The sequence below is a fragment of the Advenella sp. RU8 genome (assembly GCF_048381675.1).
Taxonomy (GTDB): Bacteria; Pseudomonadota; Gammaproteobacteria; order Burkholderiales; family Burkholderiaceae_B; genus Advenella.
In genome coordinates this window covers 119,182-139,285 of sequence record NZ_JBLWIS010000003.1, presented here as the reverse complement: position 1 = coordinate 139,285, position 20,104 = coordinate 119,182, and the positions used below count along the sequence as shown (strand labels likewise).

Here is a 20,104-nt window from a genome sequence, read left to right as displayed (position 1 = left end):
TGGCGGTTTTTTAAAAACCGCCATGTTTTTCAGACAAGGTTAGCCAATTAATTGAACAACCCGTTGTTTATTTCCAAACCGCTTCACCACTTGTTGTTTTGATTTCAGATGCCCATGCATCACGAACCTGGCTGGTGACCGCTTCTGGCAGAGGCACGTAATCCAGTGCAGCAGCTGTTTTTGCACCGTTTTTAAATGCCCAGTCAAAGAATGACAGCACGGCTTTTGTCTGCTCGGGCTTTCCGGCAACTTTGTGCACCAGAATAAAGGTGGCTGCCGTAACAGGCCATGATTCCGCACCGGGTTCGTTTGTTAACACAACACCCATACCTGGAGCACCTTTCCAGTCAGCGTTGGCAGCAGCGGCTGCGAATGCTTTCTGTTCTGGCTGAACAAATTTGCCATCCTTGTTTTGCAATTGTGTCCAGGACAGATTGTTTTGTTTTGCGTAAGCGTATTCAACATAGCCAACCGAGTTTTTCAATTGACCAACATAAGCGGCAACACCTTCGTTACCTTTACCGCCTTGACCCACAGGCCATTTAACCGCTTTGCCCTCGCCTACTTTTTCTTTCCACTCTGCTGAAACTTTAGACAGGTAGTTAGTCCAGCCAAAAGTGGTACCAGAGCCGTCTGAGCGGTGAACAACAACGATATCTGCGCTTGGCAATTTAATGTCAGCGTTCAGTGCAACGATGGCAGGATCATTCCATTTTTTGATTTTACCCAGGAAAATGTCGGCCAGAACCGCACCTGACAGTTTCAGTTCACCTGGCTTGACACCCTCGATATTAACAACAGGAACAGTACCACCAATAACAGCCGGGAACTGAAGCAGGTTGTTTTCTGTCAGCTTGTCCGCTTTCATTGGATCGTCTGAAGCACCGAAATCAACCGTTTTGGCAATAATTTGCTGTTGACCGCCGCCTGAACCGATTGACTGGTAATTGATTTTGTTACCGGTTTGTGCTGCGTACTCAGATGCCCATTTTGCGTAAATAGGATATGGGAAAGAAGCGCCTGCACCAGTTACTGTGCTAGCGGCCTGTACTGAAAAAGCAGCAGTGCCCAGAGCGACTGCCAATGTAACGCGTTTAAATGCATGCTTCAACATTGTTTTTCCTTTCGAGAAAAGTGGAAATGGATTTTTATACCAATGCCGTCATAGTAAATCGCAAATATGACATGATTGTGACAGTTATTTAATATTTTCGCGCTACTTGTCTAGTTCACAATACCCAAAAACCCTAATTAATCAAGAAATTAAAATAAAGTTGTTAAATTCGTGCCGCCAGGAGAAAACGTAGGCAAATGTCAACAATCTCAAGGCCGGTCAACCTCTGTCCCGGCCTTGCATCCCCAAAGACTGTATTTTGAAAATTTACTTACCCAACAATGTCATTAAATGATTATGCAGATTAAATGGTTGACGACGGTTGCGTATACGCTGATAGTTACCATCCGGCTGTTGCTCCCAGGCCAGTTCATTATCTTTAAGCGCATAAGTAAACGATTCCGCAATAACCCGTTTTTTCAATGCAGGACTTAAAACCGGGAATGCCACCTCGACACGACGGAAAAAGTTTCGTTCCATCCAGTCAGCCGAAGACAGGTAAACCCGCTCCTCGCCATTATCATAAAAATAAAATACCCGGGAATGCTCAAGGAAACGCCCGACAATGGAACGCACGCGAATATTTTCCGACATACCTTTAACACCTGCACGCAAAGCACATACCCCACGCACAATCAAGTCAATTTCCACACCTGCCTGGCTTGCCTCATAAAGGGCCTGAATCACCTGGACATCCATTAATGAGTTCATTTTGGCCATAATGCGGGCTTTTTTACCCTGACGCGCATTTTCAGCTTCATTATTAATGAACTCAAGCATTTTTCCATGAAGCGTAAAAGGAGACTGCAATAACAGCTTCAGCGGACGCCTTGCCCCAAGGCCGGTTAACAAGGAGAAAATCTTGTCCATATCCTCGGTAATTTCACGGTTGGCAGTTAGCATGCCAAAGTCGGTATACAAGCGTGCGGTGCGAGGATGATAGTTACCTGTACCCAAGTGGCCATAACGTACAATGCGCCGGCCTTCCCTGCGTAAAACCAGCGCCATTTTTGCATGGGTTTTATGCCCCACTACACCATACACCACATGCGCCCCAACCTCTTCAAGCTTGGCCGCCCAATTGATGTTGGTTTGCTCATCAAAGCGGGCCATTAACTCTACCACCACGGTTACTTCCTTGCCAGACTTGGCTGCCATGACCAACAAACGCATTAATTCGGAGTCTTCACCGGTACGGTAAATGGTTTGTTTGATGGCAACCACAGCCGGATCAATGGCGGCTGCCGTCAGAAAGTCAAGCACAGGATCAAAGGACTGATAAGGATGATGCAAGAGCAGATCTTCTTTGGCAATCACCGCAAACATGTGCTCGGGATGCTGCTCCAGCTTGTCAAAAGGTGGGGGAATTTTTGCCCTGTAGCCCGGAAACACCAATTCCGTGCCCGCATCTATATCACACAAAGGCATGATACGTGTCAGGTTGACCGAACCCGCTGTACGGTAAGTATCCTTGGCTGTCAGTTTAAATTCTGATTGCAGGAAAACCTCCAGTTCCTTCGGGGTATCATCCGCAATTTCCAATCGGACCGCCGCACCAAAGTTACGTTGGGACAACTCACCCTGCAAGGCCTGCCGCAAATCGGTTACCTCATCCTCATCGACATAAAGATCGCTGTTGCGGGTAACCCGCCACTGATACAGACCCTTAACCTCAAGTCCGGGGAACAGGTCTCCAACAAACATGTGCATCAGGCTGGAAAGCAAGGTATGCCCATATTTTTGCCCACATACCTCTTCAGGAATGTTTAAAAGCCGGGGCAATGCACGCGGTGCCTGGACAATGGCAATCGAGGAATTACGCCCAAAAGCATCAATACCCGACAGGGAAACAATAAAGTTCAGGCTTTTGTTGTAAACCCTGGGAAACGGATGAGAAGGATCAAGCCCGATGGGTGTCAATAAAGGCATCACATCATTCAGGAACACCTCACGCGCCCATGCCAACATGGTTTCCGTATATTCTTGAGGTTTGTATATATAAACCCCTTTTTCACGCAAGGCAGGCAAGATACTTTGGTTCAATAAGGCATATTGCCGCTTGACCAACTCATGGACATCCTCCTGCACCAGATCAAAAGCCTCACTAGGCGTATAGCCATCATCCCCAATTACACGCGGATTGCGCCGTTCCTGCTCTTTAAGGCTAGCAATCCGAATTTCAAAAAACTCATCCAGATTGGAACTGACAATACAAATATATCGCAAGCGCTCAAGCAAAGGAGTACTTTCATTTTCAGCCATCCCCAATACTCGGGCGTTGAACTTGAGCAAAGACAACTCACGGTTCAGCAAATTGGGCCCCGATACTTCTTCTTGATTTTTCTCGATCATTGTTTACCTTGCAAATAGTTTAAATTTTTATTGCTTGCTTATACGCTTTTTAAATTACCATTTAATGACAATATCACTTTTGTCAGTTTATTTTTAGCTATAACATCATCATCGTCTCATTTGCGCACCGCAATCCGTCTCACATTCATACATCAATTCAATAACACTTAAATTTTCCAGCATAGATTCTTTTATACAAAATGCCCCATTTTTTTTACTAAAATAGCGCAACTAAATTCTCAAGACAACAAAGCATGGATCAAGATAACTTATTAGCTGCGGTTGACCTGGGTTCCAACAGTTTTCGGCTTTCCATCGGGCGAGTTGTGCAGCGTGAAGGAATTTCACAAATCTATGCGCAAGACCGGCTTAAAGAAACGGTCCGTCTGGCTGCCGGCCTTGATGAAAACATGATTCTTAGCGAAGAGGCTATTGCAAGGGCCATTGCCGTCCTCGAACGCTTTGGTGACCGGATCGAAAACTTCCCCCCCGATCGTGTTCGTGTTGTAGCAACCAATACCTTTCGGGTTGCACGCAATATCAAAGCGTTTTTGCCGCGCGCCGAAGCGGCATTGGGTTACCCTATTGAAGTCGTGGCTGGCCACGAAGAGGCCCGGTTGGTTTTTTCGGGTGTTGCCCATGAACTGCCACCCTCCAACGAAAAACGACTAGTGATTGATATCGGTGGCGGCTCTACCGAATTCATTATTGGCCAAAATCTTGAAGCCAAACTGATGAAGTCGCTTGTCATGGGTTGCGTCAGCTTTACCAAGGCTTATTTCCCTGAAGGTGTCGTGACTGCCGAGGGCTTTGCCCATGCCGAGATTGCAGCCCGCAAAGAACTGGAAGCCATCTCCAAACAATTCCAGAGAATGGGCTGGAGTGAAGCCTATGGCTCATCCGGCACTGCAAAAGCCCTGGTTGCCACCCTGGAAGAATCCGGTTTCTCTGAAAAAGGCATCACCCTTGATGGGATGCAAAAACTCAAGAAAGTCCTGATTCGCTATGGATCTGCCAAGGCTCCCGAACTGAAAGGCCTGAAAATTGATCGCATGGAAGTCTTGCCCGCTGGGCTGGCCATCATGATGTCGGCCTTCAAAGAACTCAAGATAGAACGCATGCTTCAAGGCGAAGGTGCACTGCGGGTAGGTGTGCTATACGACATGCTTGGCCGCCAGGCTGCAGTAGACAAACGTGATGAATCGGTAAAACAGTTCATCCGGCGCTATCATATTGATGTCAAACAAGCTACTCGCGTGAAGCAACTCTCATTGCAGTTTTTTGACCAATTAAAGCTTGACGACCCCTTGGCGGGTGAGTTGCGCCAAGCCTTGGGCTGGGCCGCTGACTTGCACGAAGTCGGCTTAAGCATTTCACAAAATGCCTATCACAAACACACGGCCTATGTACTGGGCAACGCCGATATGCCCGGGTTTTCCAAAGCCGACCAAAGCATTCTGTCTTTACTTAGTTTGGGCCACCAAGGCAGGCTTGAGAAAATGAATGCGCATACGCCGACAAGAAATCAATGGCTCGCACTGTTATGCCTAAGACTGGCTGCCCTGTTCCTGCGTCGCCGCCAGCAAATCAACCCTGAAATTCTCAGGCTTGAAGTAAATGAAAAAAATATATCCGTCGTTATTTCCAGCAAATGGCTGGCTCAACATCCATTAACGCAATACAGCCTAAAACTGGAAGCGTCTGAATGGAAACACGCCGATGCCAATTTTACCTTCAAGGTTGTACCCGCATAACAGCATAATGGCCTCTCTTACCAACAAGAGAGGCCATTACCTAAAAACCGGGCATTAATCAATGCCAAAATGTTTGCGATAACGCGGGTCCATGCTTTCCATATCAATAATAATAGGAAAATCAGCCGCATTGAAATTGGGATCCCAGGCCGGCTCACCACAAATACGTGCCCCAATTTTAAGATATCCCTTGATAAGCGGAGGAATTTTTACAGCACCGGCAGCATCAAGCTTTTCAAGTGGATACGGATTTAACGGTGTTACCCTTGGCAATTCAGGATGTTTGTCCATTTCAGCCTTAGCTGCACGCCACACCTGGGATGCCTGCACACCACCATCCGCCAGGCTGACACTTGCGCAACCTAACATATACCGATAATTTCTTTGATGCAAAAACTTGGACAATCCTGCCCACAGCAACATAATGGCAGAACCATTACGATAATCGACGTGGGTGCAGGAACGACCGCACTCACACAGCAAATGACGAATACTATCCAGGCTGGAAATATCAAATTCGGATTCCGAATAATAACCTTTGGCCTCAATGGCTTTTTCGGGCGTCATAATACGGTAAGTACCCACAACCTTACTGGTTTTGGCATCACAAACCATCAGGTGGTAACACCATTGATCATAACGATCGATATCTACGCCATCAACCGCCTCAGGAAAGACTGCGTTCATTTCTTTTGTATAAACATCAAAGCGCAATCTTTGTAATTGCTCAAGCTCATCCGGTGTTGTTGCAAGACCCAAAATCAATCCAGGTTCATCCTGATTTGCCGTATCCGCCTCTGTACGCAATAGTTCTTGCATTAGATTATTTCCTACGCAATTATTAACTCTGACATCATACCGATGTCATTTGACAAATACTTTTCACAAACACGATATATGTCATGTTTGTAAAAAGCATTGTACTTTATTTGTTCTTATAGCAAATCATGCCGCAATCAAGACAGATTAACCGCAGCAAGCTGATCAACACAGCGTTTGGCCAAATCGTAAGTTTCGGCCTCAACCATCAGGCGCAGCTTGGGTTCAGTTCCCGAAGCCCTGATCAATACCCGGCCACGGGCACCCAGTTCTTTTTGAACTGCCTCACGGGCAGACTGAAGGCCAGGATGCACTTCCCATTTTACTTCTTTGGACAAGGGAACATTAATCATGACCTGTGGATACATTTTTAGATCTGCGATCCACTCGGACAGTTTTTTACCGCTGCGAACCAGGCCTTTAAGAACTTGCAAACCGGCAATAATACCATCGCCTGTCGTATGATGATCAAGACATAACAAGTGCCCTGAACCCTCACCACCAAATAGCCAACCGTTTTTCTGCATGGCTTCCAGCACATAACGGTCGCCTACTTTGGCACGTTCAAACGGAATACCCAGTGCCTTCATTTGTTTTTCAAAACCGTAATTGGTCATCAATGTACCGGCAACTCCCTTGACGGGTCCTTGAGCAAGGCGCTCAAGAACAATCGCATAAAGCAATTCGTCACCGTTATAAATACGACCATCGGCATCCACCATCTGGATACGGTCAGCATCACCATCAAGGGCAATGCCATAATCCGCACCACGGGCGCTAACCGTAGCAGCCAGTTTTTCGGGATACAGGGCACCCACATCTTTATTAATATTAAAGCCATCAGGATGACAACCAATCGCAATCACTTCAGCGCCCAACTCGCGGAAAACATGCGGGGCAATATTGTAGGCGGCACCATGAGCACCATCCACCACGATTTTCAAGCCTTTCAGGTCCAGTTCATTGGGGAAAGTGCTTTTACAAAACTCGATATAACGACCTGCTGCATCGTCAATCCGCCTTGCCCGGCCAATTTCTTCTGAATGCACGCAACCAACAGGCTCATCAATCGCCCGTTCAATTTCTTCTTCTACCTCATCAGGCAGTTTAGTGCCCTGAGCCGAAAAGAATTTGATGCCATTATCATCATAAGGATTATGTGAAGCACTAATTACCACACCCGCAGTCAAGCGCAAGGCACGTGTTAAATAGGCAACAGCCGGTGTAGGAATGGGTCCGGCCAGATAAACATCAATACCTGCGGCACTAAGACCTGCTTCAAGGGCGGATTCGAGCATATAACCGGAAACACGGGTATCTTTTCCAATCAGGACGATCGGTCGCCCTCCGCCCTGGTGATTTTTGGACAGGACACGCCCTGCAGCGTATCCCAATCGCAAAGCAAAGGAAGCGTTAATCAGCTCCCCACCTACTTCACCACGAACACCATCGGTACCAAAATATTTACGGCTCATTCATTAACTCCAAATTCAACTGCATTCCATACATCAAGTGCGTCACGCGTCTGGACCACATCATGCACCCGGACAACCGCGGCTCCCCGGGCCACCCCGGCCAAAGCCGCCGCAATACTTCCGGACAAACGATCATTTACCGGTTTATGGGTAACAGAGCCAATCATTGTTTTTCGGGAAACGCCTACCAATATGGGCGCCTTCAATTCCTTCAAGGCTGCCATTTCGCGTAATAGCTGAAAATTTTGTGCTGCTGTTTTACCAAAACCAAAACCCGGATCGATCATCATTCTACGAGGATCGATGCCGCTTTGCAGCATTATTTTCATCCTTTCCTGTAAAAATGCGAACACTTCACGAGTAATATTGTTACCGTAATCAGGAGGGTTGACTTGCATGGTTTTAGGTTCACCATGCATATGCATGATGCAAATCCCACAGTTGGGAAATTCATTCACGACCTCAAGGGCACCGGGTTGTCTTAATGCATAAATATCATTAATTAAATCCACCCCTGACTGCAAGGCCGCCTTCATTACTTCCGGCTTGAAAGTATCAATGGATAAAGGCACGCCACAGTGGCGCAAGCCCTCTATCACAGGTATGACCCGGCGCAGCTCTTCCTGAACGCTTACCGGCTCGGAACCGGGGCGCGTTGATTCGCCACCAATATCCAGGATATCCGCACCTTGCTCGACCAGCGTCAAGGCATGATCAATGGCCGCATTGGTTGAAAAATGATGTGAACCGTCCGAAAAAGAATCAGGCGTAATATTCACAATCCCCATAATCAAAGGGCGCTTGAACCCAAGTTCGAAGCGCCCGCAAAGGAATGTACTATTCATTCAGTTAAAAATATTATTATTACACGGCAGTTGCCGGACTATCGCTGTCTTTACCTTTGGGAGCCGTACCAGCAGGTGGCGGCATGCCAGCAGAATCATGCGGAGCATCAGGCTCTTTGGGTGGACGTGGGTCACGACCCTGAATGATGTCTTCGATCTGATCAGCATCAATGGTTTCCCATTCCAGCAAAGCTTTAGCCATCACATGCATTTTATCGCTGTTATCTTCGATAATTTTACGTGCCACAGCATATTGCTCATCGATAATCAAACGAATTTCAGTATCCACCTTCTGCATGGTGGCCTCTGACATATGTGTGGTTTTTGTCACACTCCGTCCAAGGAATACCTCATTTTCATTTTCGGCATAAACCATAGGACCTAAAGAGTCAGTCATGCCATAGCGGGTAACGATATCACGCGCAATGGCAGTTGCCCGTTCAAAGTCGTTGGAAGCACCGGTTGTCATTTGATTCATGAAAACCTCTTCGGCAATACGCCCACCGAACAGGACAGCAATGGTATTAAGCAGTCGTTCCTTGTCCATGCTGTAGCGATCGCCTTCGGGCAACTGCATGGTTACACCCAAAGCACGGCCACGAGGAATAATAGTTACCTTGTGAACCGGATCTGTTTTGGGCAGCATGCGGGCCACAATCGCGTGACCGGACTCATGGTAAGCGGTGTTCATGCGCTCTTCTTCAGGCATGACAATAGAACGGCGCTCGGCTCCCATAATGATCTTGTCTTTGGCTTTTTCAAAGTCGATCATGTCTACAGTACGACCATTACGGCGCGCAGCAAACAAAGCGGCTTCGTTAACCAGGTTGGCCAGATCGGCACCCGAAAAACCGGGTGTTCCGCGGGCCAAAATGGAAGCAACCACGTTGGGGGCCAAAGGCACTTTGCGCATGTGCACGTTAAGGATTTGCTCACGACCGCGAACATCGGGCAGGTTAACCACTACCTGACGGTCAAACCGGCCTGGACGCAACAAGGCAGGATCAAGCACATCAGGACGGTTGGTTGCGGCAATCACAATAACGCTTTGTCCGGATTCGAAGCCGTCCATTTCAACCAGCATCTGGTTAAGGGTTTGTTCGCGTTCATCGTTACCTCCACCAACACCAGCACCACGCTGACGGCCTACCGCATCGATCTCATCGATAAAGATAATGCACGGTGCATGTTTTTTGGCAGTTTCAAACATATCACGGACGCGGGAAGCACCCACACCCACGAACATTTCAACAAAGTCGGAACCTGAAATGGTAAAGAAAGGTACTTTTGCCTCTCCGGCAATGGCCTTAGCCAGCAAAGTCTTACCGGTTCCTGGAGGACCAACCATTAACACACCACGAGGGATACGACCACCCAAACGCTGGAAACGGGAAGGATCACGCAGGAAATCAACCAGTTCCTTGACGTCTTCCTTGGCCTCATCGCAACCAGCCACGTCAGCAAACGTAATGGGATTGCTGCTTTCATCTAGCATGCGGGCACGGGATTTGCCAAAACTGAACGCACCACCCTTGCCACCGCCCTGCATTTGGCGCATGAAAAAGAACCAGACGCCAATAAGCAACAGCATCGGGAACCATGAAATAATGGCACTTAACAGGAACGAAGGCTGCTCGGGTGGTTTGGCGCTAACCTTAACACCGTCACGCACCAGATCCCCAACCATCCAGAGATCTCCTGGGGAGGTTAGCGTATAGGGACGACCAGCACTAGGGGTCACGTAAAGGGTATCACCCTGTATTTCCACACTGGAAATCTTGCCCTGTTTGGAATCAGCCATGAATTGGCTGTAACTGACACCATCATTGGTACGCGCAGGGCCGTCATACTGCTTGAATACAGTAAACAGCACCAAGGCAACAATGGCCCACATGGCGAATTTGGAAAAGGAATTATTCAAAGATCAGCTCTCCCGCATGAAATTTAGAGCTGCAATTTTTATGACTCATAAAAACTACAAAAAAAACTAAGATTGAACCTGATTACATTCTATATCATAGAAATGAAAAAGATTGAACTAGTGTGTATTTCGAATGAATTAAAGTGTATCGAAATACGCCGACACAAAACACATTGGGGCAAACAACGCAATTGCAAGACCCGCTCAATCTCTTACCAGCGGTTTTTTCAGACCACGGGCAACCAGAAAAGTTTCCGATGATTTATCACGCGAGGCTTTAGGTTTGCGTTCAACCACCCTTTTGAAATGCTGCTTGAACATCTCGACGATTTGTGAAAAACCGCTGCCATGAAAAGCCTTGACAACCAATGCCCCATCAGGCTTGAGATGATTAAGGGCAAAATCCATGGCCAGCTCGCAGACATGCTGGATACGCGCCGAATCAGCCGAACTTACGCCCGAAAGATTGGGTGCCATATCAGAAACAACCAGATCAACCTGCTGGTTGCCCACCTGTTCATGCAGGCGATTCAAAACTTCATCTTCACGAAAATCACCTTGAAGAAATTCCACCCCGGCAATCGGTTCCATGGGTAAAATATCAAGTGCAATGACCCGGCCGTCAAGTACCCCGCCTGGTCCAACCAATCTTTCGCGTGCAACTTGCGACCAACTTCCCGGAGCAGAGCCCAAGTCGACTATAATATCTCCTCGACGCATGAGCTTTTCTGAATCCAGGATCTCGATCAGCTTAAATGCAGCACGTGCCCGGTAACCTTTTTGCTGAGCCATTTTCACATATGGATCATTAATGTGCTGATGGATCCACTCTTTTGAGAATTTCTTTTTGGCCATTGCCGTATTTCCTAACTTATGCCTACACTTGAATTAACATCTAAAGAACGCAGCGCCTTACGCTCTGCCGCCCACCCACTGAAACCGGTTGTCCTGATTGGCGATAACGGACTGACCGAAGCAGTTCTGAAAGAAATCGACATCAGCCTGACTGTTCATGGCCTGATCAAAGTCCGCGTCGCAGGAGACGACCGGCAAGCCCGTATTGATATGCTGAATCAAATTTGCGACACACTTTCCTGTGCCAATGTTCACCATTTGGGCAAAACACTTATTTTATATCGTCATGGCTCGGCCAACCGTGCTTTTGAAGAAAACGAAGCAGAACCACAACAGGCCAGCTATCGTAAGCCTTCAGAACCTTACACGCCCAAAAAACTGGCGGCCGCTGGCAAAAGTATTAAAGACAAGCGCCGTAAAACAGCCATCAAGGGCAACGACGCATTGGTCTCAGACAGCCCAAAACCGGCACGCAAACCCTTGGCCAAAGCGTCTGCCAGTCGCCCGGCCCATAATATTCCACGCCGGGCAGGCAGTGCCCTATCCTTACGGGCCGGACGCCGCAGCAGTACAGTACGCCGCGGTTCCCGTTAAGGCCAATATTTTAGCTGGCAAAAACTGCCAGCCACTGTTGGACAGGATTATCCCTGCAAAGGGATAACTTGATTGACATTAGCCAGCCTTCAAGCTGGCTTTTTTGATGCCAGAAAAACAAAAATGCCAGCCTTTTGATAAAGCGTGGCATACAGTTTTATGCAATAACAAGCACAAAACCCTGGAACAACGGTTTGTTTAATTGTATTCGATCTCGATAATTTCGAACTCTTTTTCGCCGGCAGGCACATTAACCATCACCACATCACCCTCTGACTTGCCAATCAGCGCACGGGCAACCGGGCTGGAAACGGAAATCAGGTTTTGGCGAATATCCGCCTCGAGATCACCCACAATCTGATAAGTCACGGTTTCACTGGAGTCCAGATCTTCGATCGTAACCGTTGCACCAAACACAATACGATCATCTACTTCCAACGCAGCCGGGTCAATGATATGAGCATTGGCCAAAGTACCTTCCAGTTCTTTAATACGGCCTTCGATAAATCCCTGACGCTCACGTGCGGCATCATACTCGGCATTTTCGGATAAATCACCCTGGGCGCGTGCCTCAGAGATTGCTTCAATGACATTAGGCCGTTCGATGGTTTTCAAGCGGTGCAATTCTTCTTCTAAGCGCTTTGCACCACGCGCCGTTAATGGAATAGCTGCCATAATTTCACACACTCATAAAAAACTAAACGCCCCGCATTATTTTTAGATAAATACAGAGCGTTACAAATAAACACGCGTCTTTTTGAAAGACAAAAAATTTTCCCCGGTTCACGCTGAACCGGGGAACTGATTACAATTGTGCTTAAATTTGATTAAAATTGCAAGTCATTTAATTAAAAGACTTTTTTATGTCGCCAAAAAGCACGAACATTCATAAAACCGTGCAAATATCAATCAGTGCTTTTCCGGCAATTCAACAAGGCATAAAGCAAAATAGCGCCAAAAGTGGCTGTACCAATCCCGTTAAGCTCAAAAACACCCATAGAAACCTTGAAGTCACCGGCCCCCAAAATCATGGTTACTGCCGCCACGATCAGGTTTTTATTGTCACTGAAATCAACCTGGTTAACCACCCAAATGCGCGCACCGGCAATAACAATAAGACCAAAAACCACTACCGCGACGCCACCCAGCACAGGCGCGGGAATACTATGAATGAGCGCACCGAACTTGGGAGAAAAGCCCAGTAAAATGGCAAACAGTGCCGCCACCACAAATACAATGGTTGAATAAATGCGGGTAACGGCCATCACGCCAATGTTTTCAGCATAAGTCGTCACACCTGTTCCACCCACCGAACCTGAAAGCATCGTGGCAACCCCGTCACCCACAAAAGCACGTCCGAGGTATTTGTCGAGGTCTTGTCCAGTCATGGCACTGACTGCGCGGATATGACCCAGGTTTTCAGCGACCAGAATAACCGCTACGGGTACAATCACTGAAATGGCTGAAAGGTTGAATTGAGGCGCTGACAGGGAAGGCAAACCAAACCAGGCCGCGTTCTGGATGCCAGAAAAATCAATCGGTTGCCCGAGCCCCATCACATTGGCAAATACCCAATACAGGACACTGGCCAGAATCAGCCCAACCAAAATCAGCAGGCGCTGAATAGTCCCTGAAGTAAAGACGGCAATAATACCCACGCATAAAATGGTCATGATTGACATGGCAGCCTCAAAATTACTGCCACTTCCCATCGCACCTTTGGCGGCAATAGGGGCCAGATTCAGGCCAATCACGGCAACAATCGCCCCGGTAACCACAGGCGGCATCAGTTTTTCTATCCACGCCGACCCATTGCCACGAGCGTTCGCATACCAAACAATCAAGCCAATTAAGGTATATACCGCTCCGCAGGCAATAATTGCACCCAAGGCCAGCCCAATATTTGGATTAGGCCCCGAGCCGGCATAACCGGTAACTGCTACTACACCACCAATAAATGCAAAACTGGATCCCAGATAACTGGGTACCCTTCCACCCACAAACAGGAAAAACAACAGGGTACCTATACCCGACATCAAAATAGCCAGGTTGGCATCAAAACCCATTAATAATGGCGCCAGCACTGTTGAACCAAACATGGCAACCACGTGTTGCACACCCATTGCCACGGTTTGCCCGGCGGGCAGGTATTCATCAGGTGCGACGACCTGGCCAGGCTCCAGTTCATCAACCTTGCGCCAGATTGGAAAATAAGATCCAGACATTTCTTTCCCTTTAAATTATTTTGTACAAATGCTGGAACCAAAGTGTACGTCCGGAAGGGCTTTTGTGGCAAGCAAATATAGCAGGAAAACCAGGAAGAACCATCATCAGGCATTCCATCAATCAACCGGATAGTGATATTTATTTGGGCAGTTACAAAAACCCTTGCTAACGGTGCCTCCCACCACCCCAGGGTAAAGTAATACAATGGGGAATTATTGAATTCAACAAGCAAATTGCTTAATACCAACCATGCCACATACCGATATCTGGATTATTCGCCACGGTGAAACCGACTGGAATAGTGAACGCCGTTTACAAGGCTGGAAAGATATTCCACTGAATGACGCGGGTCTTGCACAGGCGGAAAACCTGAGCAAACACCTGAACAACAATTTTTTCCAGGTTATGCCCGATCATGTTTACACCAGCGACCTGCAACGGGCCTACCATACCGCCTTGCCCTTTGCACGCGCCAATCAATTGAACATAAAGACCTTGCCAGGCTTGCGTGAGCGTAATTACGGCATTCTTGAAGGCAAGCACTGGTCTATCCTGAAAGAATACAATGCCACCCGCCAAGAAAACCTGGCACTGGAACTGAGTCAGGAAGAGCATCAAGCAGAATCCCTGCAAACTTTCTACGATCGTATCCAAAACACCCTGCTCGAACTGGCTGGGCTGCACCTGAATGAAACCCTGCTGCTGATTTCCCACGGTGGCGCCATCGACATGATGTGGCGTGTAGCCAATCAACTGGCACCGAATGCACCACGTGAGTTTACCCAGCGCAATACAGCAATTAACCGGCTGCAAATCTCCCATGAAAAGAAATGGTCTGTCATCTCATGGGCCGATGACAGCCATCTTGAAGAACGGCTTAAACAGACAAGCTGATTAATTAAACCTGCGCCCTACCGGCAACGCAAAAGGATGAAGGAGCACAAACATGAGCAAAAAGAAAACCCCAAACCCTGAAAACAAGCCCTGCCCCTGTGGCGGGATTCAGGCAAAAACACCGTTTGGCCAATGTTGCGAACCCTATATATCAGGCAGGGAACTGGCCCCTGATGCCGAGCGCCTGATGCGCTCACGCTATTCTGCCTACGTGCATAGCAATGAACACTACCTGCTTAACACCTGGCATCCAACTACGCGTCCCTCTACCCTGGACCTGCAAGATTCCCCCTCACAATGGCTTGGCCTGACCGTTCACGAGTTTCATGAAATTGATGCCGACCATCAAGAGGTTTCATTCACGGCCAAATACAAAGAAAACGGCAAAGCCTTTAAAATGCATGAAAACAGCCGATTCATTAAAGAAGATGGCAAATGGTTTTATTTTGATGGCGATGTAGTTGAGTAATCAACAAGCTACACCCTGAAATCAGGCATAAACCCAATCACTTTTTATCCCGAAAGGATTTACATGCGCATTTTTATTACCGGAGCCAGTAGCGGGCTTGGCAAAGCCCTGGCAACGGCCTATGCCCAACAAGGAGCCAGCCTGGGACTGGTTGGACGCAATCAACAGGCACTAAAGGAGCTTGCTGCCAGCCTGCCTGGAGAACACCAGGTTTATGCCCTGGATATTTTAGACCGGAATGCCCTGCATAGGGCGGCCCGTGATTTTCTTGAAGCAGGAACGGTTGATATCGTGATTGCCTGTGCCGGCATTAGCATCGGCACGCTTACCGAATATGAGGAAGACTTCGTCCAGTTTCAAAAAGTGATTAACACTAACCTGCTGGCCATGGTAGCAACTTTTGAGCCGTTTATCAAAGCCATGAAAGCACGCGATAGCGGTACCCTGGTAGGCATCAGCAGTGTTGCCGGGGTACGTGGCCTGCCCGGTTCCAGCGCCTATTCAGCGTCTAAGGCAGCCACCACTACCTATCTGGAAAGCCTGCGGGTTGACTTGCACGATACCCGCCTGAAGGTTGTGACCATTGCGCCCGGCTTTATTGATACCCCTATGACACAGCACAACCCTTATAAAATGCCCTTCCTGATGCAGCCCGAGGCTTTTGCGAAGGCTGCCATCAAATACATAGAAAATGGCAACAGCTATACAGTCATCCCATGGCAAATGGGAGTGGTGGCAAAACTGCTTAAATGGGTTCCAAACCCGCTCTATGATTATTTTGCATTCAGGTCGGGCAGAAAACCAAGAAACAACTCGCCCACCTGAGGGACCAACAAAAAAGACTGAATCCGGATGCATGAGCGGTTCAGTCCTTTTTTTTAATCTACATACTACGTTTTACATTTACAAAAATACCCAAAGGCTTGCCCAAAAACTGCTTACAGTTGAGACTGCAAGTAGTTTTCAAGCCCCAGATGTTTAATCAGGCGCAGTTGCTGCTCAAGCCAATGGGCATGATCTTGTTCGGTATCATCAAGCTGCTTTAGCAATAAATCACGTGATACATAATCGCCATGCTGTTCGCACAGCGCCATGCCTTTTTTCAGGTTTTCTCGCACTTCATATTCGGTATTCAGGTCAAACTGAAGCATTTCTGGCACATCTTTACCCACATTGATTTTAGCGGGCACCATTACTGGCTTACCTTCCAGCATCAAAATGCGGCGGATCAGGTCATCAGCATGAGCGGTTTCATCTTCCATCTCGTGACCAATGCGTGCCCCCAATTTGGTATAGCCCCATTCATCGTACATGCGGGAATGGATGAAATATTGATCGCGGGCAGCCAACTCACCAGTGAGCAATTGATTTAAAAAAGCAACTACTTCGTGATGTCCTTTCATGATAATAATTTCCTGTTTTATGAAGGTGTAAATTGATTATAACCAATAAGCAAACTGCCCACTTAAAGTGGGCAGTTTGTTTGAAATACAGACAACAGGCATAAACTGAAACCAGTTTCGCCTGTTATTTGGCAAGATTATGCGGCCTTGATGGAAGCATGCAACGATTGCAGCGAGTATACCTTCATGCCTTGCGAATCACGCAGGTATTGCATACCTTCCACTGCGGCACTGGCACCGGCAATCGTGGTGAAGAACGTAACACGGGCAGCCAACGCCTGAGTACGGATCGTACGGGAATCATGAATTGCGTTACGACGCTCTTCAACCGTATTAATCACCATTGCAATTTCACCGTTTTTAATCATGTCGACAATATGTGGGCGACCTTCAGTAACCTTATTGACGGCCTGTACCGGCAAGCCGGCTTCTTCAAGCGCAGTAGCCGTTCCACGGGTAGCAACCAGCTTGAAGCCCAGATCATTCAGGCCTTTGGCAATTTCAACCGCCTTGGCTTTATCCTGGTCTTTGACACTGATGAAAACGGTACCACTTTCTGGCAGCACAACCCCGGCGGCCAACTGTGACTTGACGAAAGCCTCGCCAAAGGTTTCACCAACCCCCATGACTTCACCGGTAGACTTCATTTCAGGACCAAGAATGGTATCGACACCCGGGAATTTAACAAACGGGAATACCGCTTCTTTTACTGAGTAATAAGAAGGACGTATTTCCTTGCCAATTTGCTGTTCAGCCAGAGTTTTTCCTGCCATTGCACGAGCCGCGATTTTAGCCAGTTGCAGGCCGGTAACCTTGGACACATAAGGAACCGTGCGAGATGCACGTGGATTGACTTCAAGCACGTACACATCGCCATTCTGAATGGCAAACTGTACGTTCATCAAACCTTTGACATTAAGGGCCTTGGCCATCAAGCCGGTTTGGCGCTTGATTTCTTCAATGACTTCGTTGGACAGCGAATACGGCGGCAAGCTGCATGCAGAGTCACCAGAGTGCACCCCTGCCTGCTCAATGTGTTCCATTACGCCACCAATAAACACGGTTTCACCATCGGCCAGACAGTCAACATCGACCTCGGTTGCATTGTTCAGGAAGCGATCCAGCAGCACCGGAGAATCATTGCTGACCTTGACCGCTTCACGCATATAGCGCTCGAGGTCGTTTTGTTCATGCACGATTTCCATAGCGCGGCCACCCAGCACATAGCTTGGACGAACCACTAGCGGGTAACCAATTTCTGCTGCATGGGCAATGGCTTCCGCTTCGGTACGGGCAGTACGGTTTGGCGGCTGGCGCAGGTCCAGTTTTTGCAACAGTTTCTGGAAGCGCTCACGGTCTTCTGCCACGTCGATGGATTCGGGGCTGGTCCCAATGATAGGCACGCCATTAGCCTCAAGGGCACGGGCCAGTTTCAATGGGGTTTGGCCACCATACTGGACAATCATGCCTTCAGGTTTTTCGATATTGACAATTTCCAGGACATCTTCAAGCGTTAAGGGCTCAAAGTACAGTCGATCGGAAGTATCGTAATCGGTAGAAACGGTTTCAGGGTTGCAGTTGATCATGATGGTTTCGTAACCATCTTCACGCAATGCCAAGGAAGCATGCACGCAGCAGTAATCAAACTCGATACCCTGGCCAATACGGTTGGGACCACCACCCAAGACAATGATTTTCTTCTTGTCGGTAGGTTCAGCCTCGCACTCGTCCTCGTAGGTAGAGTACATATACGCGGTTTTGGTGGCGAATTCGGCAGCGCAGGTATCCACCCGTTTATAGACCGGACGCACACCTAGCTGGTGACGCACTTTACGTACTTCAGATTCGGAAACATCCAGCAAGAAAGCCAGGCGACGGTCTGAGAAGCCACGGCGCTTCAGCTGGCGCATGGCGTTTTCATCCAGGTCAGCCAATGTTTTTTGCTCAAGAGCCAGTTCGATTTCAACGATTTCCTGGATTTGATGCAGGAACCAAGGATCAATCTTGGTCAGTGCCTGCACTTCTTCAAGGCTGAAACCCTGGGCAAAGGCATCGCCAACATACCAGATACGCTCTGGGCCGGGTTCAGCCAGCTCAACCTGCAATTTTTCACGATCAAGGGTTTTCTGGTTCAAGCCGTCTACACCCACTTCCAGGCCGCGCAAGGCTTTCTGGAAAGACTCCTGGAAGGTACGGCCCATGGCCATGACTTCACCAACGGATTTCATCTGGGTAGTCAGGTGAGAATCAGCCTGAGGGAATTTTTCAAATGCAAAACGCGGGATCTTGGTAACCACGTAGTCAATGGTGGGCTCAAAAGAAGCTGGCGTTGCACCGCCTGTAATTTCATTTTGCAGCTCATCAAGTGTATAGCCAACCGCAAGGCGGGCTGCCACTTTGGCGATCGGGAAACCGGTTGCCTTGGAAGCCAATGCGGAAGAACGAGACACGCGCGGGTTCATTTCAATAACGATCATGCGGCCGTTATCGGGATTGACTGCAAACTGCACGTTGGAACCACCGGTATCCACGCCAATTTCACGCAACACCGCAATAGAGGCGTTACGCATGATTTGATATTCTTTATCAGTCAAGGTTTGGGCAGGTGCTACCGTGATGGAGTCACCGGTATGTACGCCCATTGGATCCAGGTTCTCGATAGAACAAATGATAATGCAATTGTCCGCCTTATCGCGAACCACTTCCATTTCAAATTCTTTCCAGCCCAGCAGTGATTCTTCAATCAACAACTCTTTGGTAGGAGAGGCTTCAAGGCCGCGACGGCAAATAGTCTCGAACTCTTCAGGGTTATAGGCAATGCCACCACCGCTGCCACCCAATGTAAAGCTGGGGCGAATAACGACCGGGAAACCGGCTGTACCAATTTCAGCGGCAATGTTTTTCTGTACTTCCCAGGCTTCTTCCATGCTGTGAGCCACGCCAGACTTGGCAGACTCAAGACCAATGGACTCCATGGCCTGCTTGAACTTAAGACGGTCTTCCGCCTTTTCAATCGCGTGCTCGTTAGCGCCAATGAGCTCAACATTATGCTTTGCCAATACCCCATTGTGGGCCAAGTCCAGCGCACAGTTAAGGGCGGTTTGACCACCCATGGTTGGCAACAGGGCATCAGGCTTTTCAACTTCAATGATTTTTTCGACACACTGCCAGGTGATAGGCTCGATATAAGTAACATCAGCCGTTTCTGGGTCTGTCATGATGGTGGCCGGATTACTGTTAACCAGGATAGTACGGTAACCTTCTGCCTTCAGGGCTTTACAAGCCTGGGCACCGGAATAGTCAAACTCACATGCCTGACCAATAATGATGGGGCCTGCCCCAATAATAAGAATGCTTTTTATGTCGGTACGCTTGGGCATAAT

The 20,104-nt window shown here is 48.2% G+C and carries 16 protein-coding genes; 5 read left to right on the top strand and 11 right to left on the bottom strand.

Features of this window, described 5'->3' with window-relative positions; all coding sequences use genetic code 11:
• Nucleotides 1-67: 67 nt before the first annotated feature.
• Both pstS and ppk1 read right to left on the bottom strand, forming a co-directional pair.
• Complete coding sequence (gene pstS, locus ACM5Q9_RS05625) at nucleotides 68-1,114, bottom strand: phosphate ABC transporter substrate-binding protein PstS (RefSeq protein ID WP_418143759.1); 1,047 nt, start codon at nucleotides 1,112-1,114, stop codon at nucleotides 68-70.
• Nucleotides 1,115-1,381: 267 nt separating this feature from the next.
• Nucleotides 1,382-3,466, bottom strand: a complete 2,085-nt coding sequence (ppk1, locus tag ACM5Q9_RS05620) for a polyphosphate kinase 1 (RefSeq protein WP_418143758.1) — start codon at nucleotides 3,464-3,466, stop codon at nucleotides 1,382-1,384.
• Between the two features lie 254 nt (nucleotides 3,467-3,720).
• On the opposite strand from ppk1, the gene ppx reads away from it, so the two are divergent.
• Nucleotides 3,721-5,220, top strand: a complete 1,500-nt coding sequence (gene ppx / locus ACM5Q9_RS05615; RefSeq protein WP_418143757.1) for an exopolyphosphatase — start codon at nucleotides 3,721-3,723, stop codon at nucleotides 5,218-5,220.
• Between the two features lie 54 nt (nucleotides 5,221-5,274).
• On the opposite strand, the gene ACM5Q9_RS05610 is transcribed toward ppx, so the two are convergent.
• The 5 genes from ACM5Q9_RS05610 to ACM5Q9_RS05590 form a co-directional block, all read right to left on the bottom strand.
• On the bottom strand, nucleotides 5,275-6,039 hold the full coding sequence (locus ACM5Q9_RS05610) for a GNAT family N-acetyltransferase (protein ID WP_418143756.1): 765 nt from the start codon (nucleotides 6,037-6,039) through the stop codon (nucleotides 5,275-5,277).
• Between the two features lie 137 nt (nucleotides 6,040-6,176).
• Nucleotides 6,177-7,514, bottom strand: a complete 1,338-nt coding sequence (gene glmM, locus ACM5Q9_RS05605; RefSeq protein ID WP_418143755.1) for a phosphoglucosamine mutase — start codon at nucleotides 7,512-7,514, stop codon at nucleotides 6,177-6,179.
• Complete coding sequence (folP, locus tag ACM5Q9_RS05600; RefSeq protein WP_418143754.1) at nucleotides 7,511-8,359, bottom strand: dihydropteroate synthase; 849 nt, start codon at nucleotides 8,357-8,359, stop codon at nucleotides 7,511-7,513. Before folP ends, glmM begins: the two co-directional genes overlap by 4 nt.
• Nucleotides 8,360-8,378: 19 nt before the next feature.
• Complete coding sequence (ftsH, locus tag ACM5Q9_RS05595; protein ID WP_418143753.1) at nucleotides 8,379-10,280, bottom strand: ATP-dependent zinc metalloprotease FtsH; 1,902 nt, start codon at nucleotides 10,278-10,280, stop codon at nucleotides 8,379-8,381.
• A gap of 204 nt (nucleotides 10,281-10,484) precedes the next feature.
• A complete protein-coding gene (locus tag ACM5Q9_RS05590; protein WP_418143752.1) occupies nucleotides 10,485-11,135 on the bottom strand; it encodes an RlmE family RNA methyltransferase in 651 nt (216 codons plus the stop codon).
• 18 nt (nucleotides 11,136-11,153) lie between these two features.
• On the opposite strand from ACM5Q9_RS05590, the gene ACM5Q9_RS05585 reads away from it, so the two are divergent.
• A complete protein-coding gene (locus ACM5Q9_RS05585) occupies nucleotides 11,154-11,729 on the top strand; it encodes a YhbY family RNA-binding protein (RefSeq protein ID WP_418143751.1) in 576 nt (191 codons plus the stop codon).
• A 198-nt stretch (nucleotides 11,730-11,927) separates the two neighbouring features.
• Here ACM5Q9_RS05585 and greA read toward each other — a convergent pair whose 3' ends face one another.
• Both greA and ACM5Q9_RS05575 read right to left on the bottom strand, forming a co-directional pair.
• Nucleotides 11,928-12,404 (bottom strand): transcription elongation factor GreA, encoded by a 477-nt coding sequence (greA, locus tag ACM5Q9_RS05580; protein WP_418143750.1) that lies wholly within the window; start codon nucleotides 12,402-12,404, stop codon nucleotides 11,928-11,930.
• 230 nt (nucleotides 12,405-12,634) lie between these two features.
• Nucleotides 12,635-13,954 carry a solute carrier family 23 protein gene (locus ACM5Q9_RS05575; RefSeq protein WP_418143749.1) on the bottom strand — a complete coding sequence of 440 codons (1,320 nt, stop codon included), beginning with the start codon at nucleotides 13,952-13,954 and terminating at the stop codon, nucleotides 12,635-12,637.
• A 250-nt stretch (nucleotides 13,955-14,204) separates the two neighbouring features.
• Between ACM5Q9_RS05575 and ACM5Q9_RS05570 the strand changes: the two genes are divergently transcribed.
• From ACM5Q9_RS05570 to ACM5Q9_RS05560, 3 genes are all read left to right on the top strand, one after another.
• The gene (locus ACM5Q9_RS05570) at nucleotides 14,205-14,849 is read left to right on the top strand and encodes a histidine phosphatase family protein (RefSeq protein ID WP_418143748.1); all 645 of its coding nucleotides are present in this window, start codon (nucleotides 14,205-14,207) and stop codon (nucleotides 14,847-14,849) included.
• A gap of 52 nt (nucleotides 14,850-14,901) precedes the next feature.
• Nucleotides 14,902-15,318 carry a YchJ family protein gene (locus ACM5Q9_RS05565; protein ID WP_418143747.1) on the top strand — a complete coding sequence of 139 codons (417 nt, stop codon included), beginning with the start codon at nucleotides 14,902-14,904 and terminating at the stop codon, nucleotides 15,316-15,318.
• A 63-nt stretch (nucleotides 15,319-15,381) separates the two neighbouring features.
• Nucleotides 15,382-16,143: an SDR family oxidoreductase gene (locus tag ACM5Q9_RS05560; RefSeq protein ID WP_418143746.1), complete on the top strand. Its 762-nt coding sequence runs from the start codon at nucleotides 15,382-15,384 to the stop codon at nucleotides 16,141-16,143.
• A gap of 113 nt (nucleotides 16,144-16,256) precedes the next feature.
• On the opposite strand, the gene bfr is transcribed toward ACM5Q9_RS05560, so the two are convergent.
• Together bfr and carB are read right to left on the bottom strand one after the other, a co-directional pair.
• Nucleotides 16,257-16,721, bottom strand: a complete 465-nt coding sequence (gene bfr, locus ACM5Q9_RS05555) for a bacterioferritin (RefSeq protein ID WP_418143745.1) — start codon at nucleotides 16,719-16,721, stop codon at nucleotides 16,257-16,259.
• Nucleotides 16,722-16,858: 137 nt separating this feature from the next.
• Complete coding sequence (gene carB / locus ACM5Q9_RS05550; protein ID WP_418143744.1) at nucleotides 16,859-20,101, bottom strand: carbamoyl-phosphate synthase large subunit; 3,243 nt, start codon at nucleotides 20,099-20,101, stop codon at nucleotides 16,859-16,861.
• Nucleotides 20,102-20,104 lie beyond the last annotated feature (3 nt).

Bases quoted from the DNA above. Each gene is read 5' to 3' on its own strand.
- pstS (WP_418143759.1), bottom strand. From the start codon at position 1,114: ATGTTGAAGCATGCATTTAAACGCGTTACATTGGCAGTCGCTCTGGGC.
- ppk1 (WP_418143758.1), bottom strand. From the start codon at position 3,466: ATGATCGAGAAAAATCAAGAAGAAGTATCGGGGCCCAATTTGCTGAAC.
- ppx (WP_418143757.1), top strand. From the start codon at position 3,721: ATGGATCAAGATAACTTATTAGCTGCGGTTGACCTGGGTTCCAACAGT.
- ACM5Q9_RS05610 (WP_418143756.1), bottom strand. From the start codon at position 6,039: ATGCAAGAACTATTGCGTACAGAGGCGGATACGGCAAATCAGGATGAA.
- glmM (WP_418143755.1), bottom strand. From the start codon at position 7,514: ATGAGCCGTAAATATTTTGGTACCGATGGTGTTCGTGGTGAAGTAGGT.
- folP (WP_418143754.1), bottom strand. From the start codon at position 8,359: ATGAATAGTACATTCCTTTGCGGGCGCTTCGAACTTGGGTTCAAGCGC.
- ACM5Q9_RS05590 (WP_418143752.1), bottom strand. From the start codon at position 11,135: ATGGCCAAAAAGAAATTCTCAAAAGAGTGGATCCATCAGCACATTAAT.
- ACM5Q9_RS05585 (WP_418143751.1), top strand. From the start codon at position 11,154: ATGCCTACACTTGAATTAACATCTAAAGAACGCAGCGCCTTACGCTCT.
- greA (WP_418143750.1), bottom strand. From the start codon at position 12,404: ATGGCAGCTATTCCATTAACGGCGCGTGGTGCAAAGCGCTTAGAAGAA.
- ACM5Q9_RS05575 (WP_418143749.1), bottom strand. From the start codon at position 13,954: ATGTCTGGATCTTATTTTCCAATCTGGCGCAAGGTTGATGAACTGGAG.
- ACM5Q9_RS05570 (WP_418143748.1), top strand. From the start codon at position 14,205: ATGCCACATACCGATATCTGGATTATTCGCCACGGTGAAACCGACTGG.
- ACM5Q9_RS05565 (WP_418143747.1), top strand. From the start codon at position 14,902: ATGAGCAAAAAGAAAACCCCAAACCCTGAAAACAAGCCCTGCCCCTGT.
- ACM5Q9_RS05560 (WP_418143746.1), top strand. From the start codon at position 15,382: ATGCGCATTTTTATTACCGGAGCCAGTAGCGGGCTTGGCAAAGCCCTG.
- bfr (WP_418143745.1), bottom strand. From the start codon at position 16,721: ATGAAAGGACATCACGAAGTAGTTGCTTTTTTAAATCAATTGCTCACT.
- carB (WP_418143744.1), bottom strand. From the start codon at position 20,101: ATGCCCAAGCGTACCGACATAAAAAGCATTCTTATTATTGGGGCAGGC.